At 40.7% G+C, this 10,492-nt stretch carries 4 protein-coding genes and 1 pseudogene; 4 read left to right on the plus strand and 1 reads right to left on the minus strand.

The window, feature by feature from the left end:
- From dptG to P2G85_RS08385, 4 genes are all read left to right on the plus strand, one after another.
- The gene (dptG, locus tag P2G85_RS08370) at positions 1–1,341 is read left to right on the plus strand and encodes a DNA phosphorothioation-dependent restriction protein DptG (protein WP_275863636.1); all 1,341 of its coding nucleotides are present in this window, start codon (positions 1–3) and stop codon (positions 1,339–1,341) included.
- A complete protein-coding gene (gene dptH / locus P2G85_RS08375; protein ID WP_275863637.1) occupies positions 1,322–6,454 on the plus strand; it encodes a DNA phosphorothioation-dependent restriction protein DptH in 5,133 nt (1,710 codons plus the stop codon). The genes dptG and dptH overlap by 20 nt, the downstream gene beginning before the upstream one ends.
- Before the next feature lie 291 nt (positions 6,455–6,745).
- Positions 6,746–8,812 (plus strand): hypothetical protein, encoded by a 2,067-nt coding sequence (locus tag P2G85_RS08380; protein WP_275863638.1) that lies wholly within the window; start codon positions 6,746–6,748, stop codon positions 8,810–8,812.
- Entirely contained in the window at positions 8,805–10,004 is a 1,200-nt protein-coding gene (locus P2G85_RS08385) for a hypothetical protein (RefSeq protein ID WP_275863639.1), read from the plus strand. The genes P2G85_RS08380 and P2G85_RS08385 overlap by 8 nt, the downstream gene beginning before the upstream one ends.
- Before the next feature lie 10 nt (positions 10,005–10,014).
- On the opposite strand, the pseudogene P2G85_RS08390 reads toward P2G85_RS08385, so the two are convergent.
- Positions 10,015–10,371 (minus strand): annotated as a pseudogene (locus P2G85_RS08390) (integrase core domain-containing protein); the annotation flags it as partial.
- Positions 10,372–10,492: the final 121 nt, after the last annotated feature.

The following is a 10,492-nucleotide window of genomic DNA, read 5'->3' on the forward strand; positions in this document are numbered from 1 at the left end:
ATGACAATGGATAAATACATCAAACCATTTAATCCTAAGCTGCCACAAACAGCGGAAGAAGTGCCCAATAAAAACAGTCTAAACAGCTATTTGCCGATTCGTACCAAAGGTAATGATTTTGAACGGGCGGCTGTGATTGGTTTGGTGTTGAGTGGCTTGTTACGTAAGAAAATTGAAGATTACCAATACGAAGATTATGTTGCAGACTGCCAAGAAGCATTTGACGAAAAATTAGGCCAGGAAGAGTTTTGGGACGTGTTAAGAGAAATGTACTTTGATAACAAAGATATCTTCTCGGTTAGCCCTGAACTACTGCTATTTCGTGCACAGAAAAAACAGTTGGCAGCAGGTGACTTACGTGTTGCTTCTATGTTCATTAATTTGTTGCAAAATATGCGTGTAGAAGAGTTTGATGCAAAATTAAACTTTATCGAGCGTGAGATGCTTGCAACATTGCGTGGCAAGATGGAGGCTGATTCATTAATGCGCGCAAGTGAGCATCCATACTTGCCATATCTTTCAAAAGCATTCCGTGATGATTTGAAGTTTTTGGCAAACCGACCGAAATACCTGCTTAGCGAGATCGCGTCGTTTTTGTCGTTCTATGGTTTCACATACACTGCTCAGTTGAGTTTGGCGTTGACAGATTGGCGTTCAGGCGAAGAGCCAGTAGCGAAACCATTGTATTTTCTTATGGATCACGAACGTGCGAGTAACGAGCGCACCCACATTAAAAACCATGGCTATAAGCTGTTCAGTGAATCAGCGACTCGCTTATTCCCAATGTTAACCATGCTTGAACTCCTTCAACCTGGAATGGGTGAAAAGAACGCAACAAAAGTGCCTTTATGGGCAATTTCCAAAGGCATTCAAGAATCTAACTATGAGCATCTAAAGAGCGAGTTAGAAAATTTTGCGAGAGCATTTAAATCTCAGCGTAACTTGGACACTACGTTAGATGATTCTGAATCTGCACTTGATTGGCTGGGTAACATCATGAAACTAGCCATGGCTCAGTTTAGTATTGGTGAGCGATTCAACATCAATAAAAAGTATGTTTCTGAAGTAGAGAAGTATTTAGCGACTCACTTTATTCAAAACCGGCGCCGTGGTGGTCGGGTATTGGTGCTTAACCAAGACTACATTATTTTATTAACCAACCTTGTTGTTGGAGAAAAGGACAAACTCCGTTTCCACGAACTTATCACTGCATTTAAGCAGCGCGGTATTTTTGTAGATAAGCAAACCGAGCAAGAATTAATTAAATTTTATGAGCGCATTGGTAACGTAGAGCGCATGAGTGATAGTGGAGACGCAGTTTATGTCCGTAAAACAATTTGAGACCTTTCTAGTCGAACAGTTTCTGGCTGACGCAGAAACACACATCAAGGCAGGTTTCCGCTATCAGTTTAAGTCACCCGATAGTGAAAACAGCGTGCGCTTGTATCAGGCAATGATTGCGCACTCACAAAACAGCATTGAGGCAACCAATGACATTGACCTGCCATTTATCGAGCTGCCTAGCTGTAAAATTGTACCAGTGATTCATAGTGAAGACCCGGCACAGTACCAAGGCTTTACTGAGAACTATATTTCTCATTTGCGGGATGAAGTTGCAAGCCAATCAGGTTACCTAAAAGGTTGTGCCCTTGTTGTCATTCACAACAGCTTGTTGGATACCTTGATCAACTCAGCCGAAGATCTTGCTCAGCTGGGACAAGTATGGAGCCCAGCTAAGATCAAAGAGTCGATGAAAGGCTTAATTGACCAGCAAGATAAGGGAAAAGATGTTTCTAACTGTCTGCTTGATGATCAATTTGATGCGATTTTAGAAGACGGCGCGACCATGTTCGGTTTTGAGTCTCTTTACAAAGCCGTAGAAGATGGCGATTTGCGTTTCAATGAACTCGGAATGTTTGAAGATCCGCTTGTGGCTCAAATGAGTGGTAACCCAAAGCAAATCAAAAAGCGCTTAGAAGATAACCGAGCACTCTATGAAGAGCTTTCATTTGAAGTAGAACACTTTGGTGACCAACTACAAGATCGTTTGAAATCATTCGGAGAGAAGTTCATCAAGGAAAACTTCTCAGAAACGGATGCGTGGAAAGACATTGAGTTTGAAGCTTTTTTGCAAGAGAAAAAACGCAATGCACAGCAGCAGCTTGTCCTTGAGGAGGAGCAAGCGAGTGAAGGTATGACGATCACCGGTCGTAACCGTGCAGAAACCAAAGCGGGGTTGCGCGATCGTCACCTGATCATCGAGCTAGATGAAGGCATTAACGATTTTGAATTGAAGCTGGTATTCCAAGGGGCGAGCAATCTAGATAAAAGCCAATTCAAAATTCAGCCAGCAAAGGCACTCAATAATGAAGAAGTGATTTCTACACTTAACGGTCTAAAGACAACGAGAGCGAGCCTGAAGGGCAGTTACAAGCACGAGCCTCTGTTTTTCAATTTGGCACTCAAGCGCGAAAACAAATCAGAAGTGTACAACTTCCGCTGTCTTGTGATTCGTAAGGGTGAGTTCTACATCGAACCGTTCAAAAACATCTTTTTAGTTGAACATTCTAAACAGCGCTTAACCTTGAACATGGAAGAAAACAAGCTTCAAGTTCGTGCAGAAGAAGGCGCAGCGTGTTCACTGACAGACGCAAAGCAAGTCGTTGATCTTGCAGAGTATGCGCTGGTGGATTTTGAAGCTCTCGCCAATGAAGCCGATGAAATTGATTTTGCGGTAAAATCTGGTGACAACCAACTTAAATTCAACGTGGAAGGGGCAGTAGCAACGGATTCTCTGAGCCTACCATTGCTGCTAAACCGGGGTCGTTACCACAAGTTATTCAAAGATGAATACAATGGTGAGTTCTACTCACAAAAAGGTAAAGTTGGTATCGACAACAGTGAGTTTGTTGTACCGGGTGTTCGCCTCAAGCTACTGCGTTGGGAAGAAGAGTTCATCAACAACAAAGTGGTGTCTATCTCCGATGCAGGTTCGGTTAAACTGGATGACTTACAAGCGGTTGATGACGCGATATTTTCTTCATATGTCGAGCTATTTGACTATTTGGAGCAGCGCCGCAGTACGCCTTCACTGGCCTCTTGGGGCGATGATTTTACCACTCTAGTTCAAAATGTCGTCGATGCGTGTTTAGCGTACTTTGAAGCGATTCCAACCGGTAGTATGCTGACTAAAGAGCAAAAATCTGCACTGCAGATTGGTCTGGTTAAATCAGAAGAGGAAGAGTACTACTCGCCATTCCATCCACTGATTTTGGCTTATTACCTGAATTTGAGAAAAGCAATTCGTGAAGATGAAAGCTTCGCGACGTTGCCAGATGTAACGTTTGAGCGCTTATCACCCAAAGGGTTGTTGCCATATGTCTACCATCCGCAACGGGAGTTCGCTTATAACCAGCAAGTGAAAGAGAACGCTTTCTGGATTAAGAGTGTCCCGCAAGAGAAGAGCTCGCTGTCTTTTGTGCGTAAGTTGGTAAAAGAGAAGATCGACGAGTTCCAAACGGCGTTTAGTCAGCTATTCACGGGATCAGAGAAGAGCATCATCGTCAACGCGGTCAATCAAGACGCCTCTGATGAGCTGTTCATGGGGCTAGTGGATTACATTCGTAATAACTTGGAACAATCTGCTTCTATCCACGTAAACCTCTACGATGACAAGCTGATGTTTAACGCTTTTGACCGTTTTGCGGAAGCGGCAAGCTACGACGAGTTGAAGGAAAGTTTAGAGCTAAATAAAAATAAGAAAGTGCGTGAGCTCGCTGACACAATTATTGACATCCTGCGTACCCGTCTTACCTACAGTAAGTTCACCAATGAACAAGCGGAAAAGGATGGCCAGGCTTACGCGCACCTGTCCTTTTTCCGTAATAATGACAAAGTGGATTGCTCAGACATTGCAATTGAGGATATGGCGTCAGGTATTGCCTGTGATGGTCTATTAACCGGTGATGCGTCTGAGAGTAAATCAGGCTCTTACTTCACAGGTTTTGGCCTAAAAGGCACGGATTACCAAGATCACCCACATCTTATGATGGCGAAGTACGTTGGCGCTCTATTAAAGCCCGCACTAAAGCCGAATACGCCATACAACGGGACCAATGCGGTTGCTCTCGCAGTGAGTGAAGATTTCAAGGGGCTATTAGAGCGTTCTTACGCCAGTTCTATCTGGACAACTATCATCGACCCTAAAGTGACATTGGACTTCTTCCACAGTAATGAGGATGTGGTGCTGATTCACTACTCTGATCAATACACCAGCTCTTCAAGCTACGATGCGATTACCGTGACGGCACAGCGTGGTTTATTTGAGAAAGTCATCAAACAAGGTGACGGAGGCCAAATCAACGAGTTTAATGCTTTTAACGGCGATTGGTTGTTGAAGATGATGACCTGTGCGCCAAGCATTAACAAAGAGCGTAAAGGCGTGATTGGCGCGTACAAGTTTGTGACAAGCTTGGTACATAACTCAGACATCACTTGGGTACCCCTTTCTGTTGCTGAGATGATCCGTGTTTCTGGCAACATTGGCCTAAAAATGTCGGACAGCGAGTTCTCACGTAACGTTCAAGGTTACAAAAAAGGCGCGATTTCTGATGACGTACTGCTGGTGGGCTTTAAAGAGCAAGACATGTACTTGTTGCCTGTCGAGGTGAAAACGGGCTCAATCCCTGACTACAAAAAAGCAGTCAAACAGTCGAAAGAGCTATTACGTTATCTAAGTGAAGACCTGCTGGGTAACGACAACCTGGCCAGCAAGCTTTACCGTGGTTTGTTTATGCGCCAAGTGCTGATGCAAGTAGATAAATACCGTTTGTACAACGTGTTTACGCCAGACTACTTCGACACCCTGTTAGCCAACAAAGAAGAGTGGCTGAAAGGTGATTATGCGTTAGCAAAAGTAGCAGAATACCCAGAAGGTTTTGTGGTTAGCCACCTTGAAGGGGCAAGCTGTCTAGAGCCTGACTACCAAATGCTTGAAGGGGTATTGAAAGTCGATTTACCCATGGGCTTACTACCTCGTTTGGTCGAGACACCACTGCAAGAGGTGCTCAATCAGCTAGATGTTGTGAAGCTATGTCACGTACCGACTGAATACGTGCTTGACGGTAAGACTCAAGCTGAAGTGATTGAGACTGAGAGCATCAGTGTTGAACCAGCTGATTCAGATGAGAATGAGCAAACCGGTGATAGCTCTGAAAAGCAGACAACTATCGATACTGATGAGAGTTCAAGCGAAGTTGCTAAAGAGCAACCTAATGCTGAAATAACAGCAGATAATCAGCTCAACGCGACTAAGCCAAAGTTATCGGGTAGCAACCTTAACGTGCTTTTTGGTCACAATGCGGTGACACAAGCACCTTTAAACTGGGAGCCCACCAATACAGCCAAGTTCATGAATACTAACACCGGTATTATTGGCACCATGGGTACCGGCAAAACCCAGTTTACGAAATCGGTGATCACCCAGCTGCATCGCAATCAAAGCGATAACGTAAATGGCGCATCGATTGGCATGTTGATTTTCGACTACAAGTCAGACTATGTCGACGATAAGTTCCAACAAGCGACAGCAGGTAAAAAGTTTAACTTACACAAACTGCCATATAACCCGCTGAGTCTATTCGGTGACACGCCAATGCTGCCAGTGCATACTGCTCGCGGTTTCTCAGAGACTATGGGCAAAGCTTTCAACCTAGGTCAAAAACAGCAACTGCGTTTACGTAAGCTGGTGGGTGAAGCTTATGAGTTGGCTGGTATTCGCAAAGCGGACCCAAGCACCTGGACAAAAGCCGCACCAACCATTGCCGATGTTTGGGCGTTGTTCATTGAAACTGAGCCAGACGAAGACTCACTATACGCGGCACTGGAAAGCTTGTACGAGCTTGAGATCTTTGAGGACGACAATACCAAGTGTATGAGCCTATACGACTTGGTGGACGGTATCACAGTGGTTGAGCTGGCAGGTTATCCATCAGAGATCCAAAACCTTGTAGTAGCATTGACACTGGATCTTTTCTACTCGCAGATGCAAAAGAAAGGTAAACCAGAAGTGCAGGGTGACTTCCGCCAGATCACCAAGATGATTTTGGTGGATGAGGCAGATAACTTCATGTCTCAAAACTTCCCAAGCCTGCGCAAGATCTTGAAGGAAGGCCGTGAATACGGTGTTGGGGTAATTCTATCCACACAGGACATCACCCACTTCCAGACTGGTGAAAATGACTATTCAAGCTACGTGCTGACATGGGTCATCCACCGTGTCGCTAAGATCAAATCACAAGAGCTTAAAGCCATGTTCGGCGTTAACGAAAAAGCCGAGCAAGAGAAGCTAATGGAAACCATCAACAAGCTAGAGAAACACTATAGCTTATACATCGATGGTGCCAAGAAGATTGTCAAGATGCGAGATAGAGCATTTTGGGAGTTGCTTCAATAAACATATGACTTTAAACGCCCTTTTAGGGCGTTTTTTTGATATGCTCCTTCTATCATTATGATGATAAAAGCATATTGGATTGTAGTTGAGTAAGATGGCTGTTCACGTTGTTTATTTAGTTAGAGGTACACTAAGTTAAGCCCCCTAAAAACGTAAAGGGCATGTGATAAAACTAAGTAAGAAAGTTGAAATTCTCAATAATTTGTTAAGCATTGCATGTTGCAATGAAATGTTAAGCTGTCTTAAACGCTGATTGTTGGTTAAAAATATTTAGGTAGATAGGCAATAATAATGAATACAAAAAGAAGACCTCTAGAAGATGGTTATAAATATGAATTTAGCCGAAGTGGTGCATTCGGTATATTTGATACTGAATCGACAGTACCTATAGAATTTGTAATGACTTCTTTTACGATCAATGAGCTTCCACACCTCAGTTTGGCTAGAGATTTATACTCAGATTTAAACTTTGACTATTTAATTCAGAGAGATATTGATGAAGAGAGAGCTTTAAGCGAGATTAGTCAATATATATATACAGATGGAACAAAAAAACAAAAAGAAATTATATTTCTTCCGCCTTTACTGGTGGCAGTGGTTGAAACGGATAATCAGGATAATATTGTAGAAACATATCCTGACTCAGAGTACAACTTTATAGATGATGCATTTGGTGGAACGCATACAAGAGAATGGCCGGGAGTATTTAAGGTAGAAAACTACCCAGCAAAGAAAGGGTTTGATTTAAATATCCTAGATAGTAGCCTTGTTGATAAATCGATACAAATTACATCTACGCAGGCAGAAATTTCACTAAATTTAAGTCCCAAGCAAATGAAGGGGGCTAAGTTAGTCGTGATTGATGGGCAGCATCGTCTGTATGCTCTGAATTATTTAAGAAGAGAGCATCACGAAAGCGTTAAGAATATCGTTTTACCTGTTTGCATCGTGTACTCACCAAAATCGATAAAATCATTATCCTCTGATGGACAAGGTATTCCAAATATTCAGAGTGTTATGAGAAGTTTGTTTGTCGATGTTAACTCAACAGTTGAACGGGTTAGCGGCCACTTTCTTACCCTATTGAAAGATGATTCTCTTGGTTCAGTTATTTGTAGAGACTTCTGTAATGAAGTGCTAAACTCCCCTAATTTATCTAATGAAGGCCTTGGCTTAATTGAGTGGAATACAAAAAACCACAAAGAATCATTGAATATAAGTAGGGAGCACACCACAACGAGTATTGGTGTTTTGAACTCGGCATTTGAAGAAATGTTTAACAACAAATCTGGTATTCAATTAATTAATGAAATACTCAAGATTGATGAAAATATCTCTGACTTTGATTTTGGAGTTGATGAGTACGACAATAATAAGCCAAAACCAGAAAAATTTCCATTAGAGTCTATATCTATAAAACATAAATCCAGGTTAACTGAATTGGTTAACGATAATATAACTAAGTATCTAGTGTCGATATTTTTTGAATCTAAATCCTATAAGGTTTTGTTTGATACATTTAAAGATTCATTATATGAGGTAATTGAGAAAGCAATATCGGAAAGAAAATCAATTTCTGATTCGGCGTCTCTGGTAAAGAATAATCTCTTATTTAATGATCCTATAGATAGTTCTCAAAAGAAAGCAAGGGAGCTTCGTTCAGAGTTCTATAATGTGTTATTGACTAATAGAAAAGGAAAGGCTCCTGAAATTATAAGAAGATCTATATTTCAGAAAGCTATAATTGAGGCTTGGTTCAAAATATTGGGAATTGTGGTCGCGTCTGGTTCTACAGTAAAAGAAGCTACCGAAATATTGGTTTTATTATTGGATTATAGTTTGGTGGATTGTGGAAGAAACTATGATTTCAGACAGCCTTATGTCCAAAATACTATATATAACGCTAATAAACTAAAAGTTACTAAGGAAACGAGAAGGCAACTATCTAGATTGATTGTTTGCTCATTGAGTTCACCTTCTATTTTAGAAAAAGTTAAGGGGATCGTTAGTGAATCTTGCTCTCAAAGGTTGTTTGATTTAGCTTCTAAAGATTTTAGCTCTTATGTAAATCGAATGACAATGGATAAGAAAAAGTACTTTGAGAAAAATTATAAGGTAAACTTTTCGGTATCTTCATTTGATAGAGAAAAGTTATTGCAATTGGAGTCTGAACGAGATGAAAAACTGATTTCTGCATCAACAGCATCTGAAAGAAGAAACGCTAGTGAACCATTCGATAAGGCTATTACGGAGGCTATTTCTACAGAATTAGATACAGCTTTGGAATCTTTACGTTCAAATTTTAGCATTGAAGGTAGTGCATTGGTTTTTACTTCTGATGATGGTGAAGATGAATAGCAAGTATCTAGTTGACCTTAGGGAAGATGATGACGACAATGCAAAGGTGAGTATGTGTCTATACTCACCTGTTATTATTGTGTCTTCTAGAGATTTATATGCAGATGAGTTACAATCTTTGGGTGAATTAGAAATAGATTTTGACTTAAGGATTACTAGCAAGAAATATAGCGATGTGTTGTTTCTTGAATCATTAAAAACTCAAAGACTAACCCCTATTTGCGTAAACACCGGAAGGCTATTAGACTTAGAGATTAATATATATGACTTTCTAGGTGATAGTTTTGGCTCTCAAACTAGGGATAAACTGTTGAGATTAAAGTCTCTAATAGCTTCAAGTTCACTATCCTCTACATTGAAGTTTAATTTAAATAATTATATTAATTTTTTGGAAAATATATCTACGTACAACGAAAGATTTATATCTAAAGATGGTTTTTTTTTAGACTCTGAAGTTTGGAATCGAAAGGATGAAACTTATCTTGAGATGCTTAATTTGAACGAATTAGATAAAGTGATAGGTTTTTATCAAACTTCTGTTTTTTCGTATTATTTGTGTACTAGCAGCTTAAGACAAAGAAAGATATCATGCTTGAATGATTTCTTTAATCTTAGAAATAATAATAACCTAAATCTATTGCAAGTAGATGGGTATCCAATATCTATCAAATTATTATCCTCGTTGTTCATCAAGGCTGCTGAGTTTAAGTTGTCCTCTAATGTAATATCTAGTTCATTTATGTACGCCTTTAGAGCATTAGAGGCATATTGTGATGGCTTACTGGTATTCTTTGGAAGGGCTCGTATTGGTGACGCTTTAAATCGTCAAGGGCAGATATTTAAGCCTAATACCTTGCTAGTTAACAACCGTTTTGTTTCAGGATTTGGTGGTAAGTGGTCCGAGATAAAAAATCAAGCTGAGTTCAATGCTATAGATCCTGTTTTAATTAATAAACTTGATGAAATCAAAGAGTTAAGGAACAATTTTGTGTTAACGCATGGGAGTGTGAAAATTACTAAGCGTATATCCAGGGATGCAATTGATGTAATATCTGGTTTCATTTTGGCTTTTGAGGATGAAATTAACCAGCAAGCATCGAGGTGGTTTAGTATTTCTCACCGACTTGATGAGTTTTTGTCTATTGATATATATAACGAAATTTCATGCTTTTGCGATGAACAAAACTTCTAATGTGTGTGATTCATAGAGATGGTTTCAATTTTCTTAGCCGAAGATCGAGCCTGTAATTTTGCTCTTGAAACCGCTCTTTCTTGATCTGGTAGTTCTGAGATACCTCTTCAGATAAAGGAGTTTGATCAGATATCTCAGTAATCCTGTCTATCGGGGTTAGCCCATTTAACGAGCTGTGGGGCCGTTCCCAGTTGTAGTAGTGTTGCCATTCCGCTAATAGCAGATCCAGTTCTTGCAGCCCAACAGAGACATCTATGGTCGGATAGAACTCACTTTTATCTGTTTTCTGCGAGCGTTCCACTTTGCCATTCAAGTGAGGTGAGCCAGGCTTATTTGGACGAAACTTGATCCCATAAATCATGAGTTGCGTATTCCGGAGCAATCCAGCCACCGATTCCGGGATTGTCCGGACACCCATTCCGTTTTAATCCGGACACCATTTCCGGGATAAACCAGTCCATTTTTCCACTAACTCCGGAATCACTGTC

The sequence above is a fragment of the Vibrio sp. CAU 1672 genome (assembly GCF_029223195.1).
Taxonomy (GTDB): Bacteria; Pseudomonadota; Gammaproteobacteria; order Enterobacterales; family Vibrionaceae; genus Vibrio.

Coding starts and splice junctions, on each gene's coding strand:
- dptH (WP_275863637.1), top strand. CDS start 1,322: ATGTCCGTAAAACAATTTGAGACCTTTCTAGTCGAACAGTTTCTGGCT.
- P2G85_RS08385 (WP_275863639.1), top strand. CDS start 8,805: ATGAATAGCAAGTATCTAGTTGACCTTAGGGAAGATGATGACGACAAT.
- P2G85_RS08380 (WP_275863638.1), top strand. CDS start 6,746: ATGAATACAAAAAGAAGACCTCTAGAAGATGGTTATAAATATGAATTT.
- dptG (WP_275863636.1), top strand. CDS start 1: ATGACAATGGATAAATACATCAAACCATTTAATCCTAAGCTGCCACAA.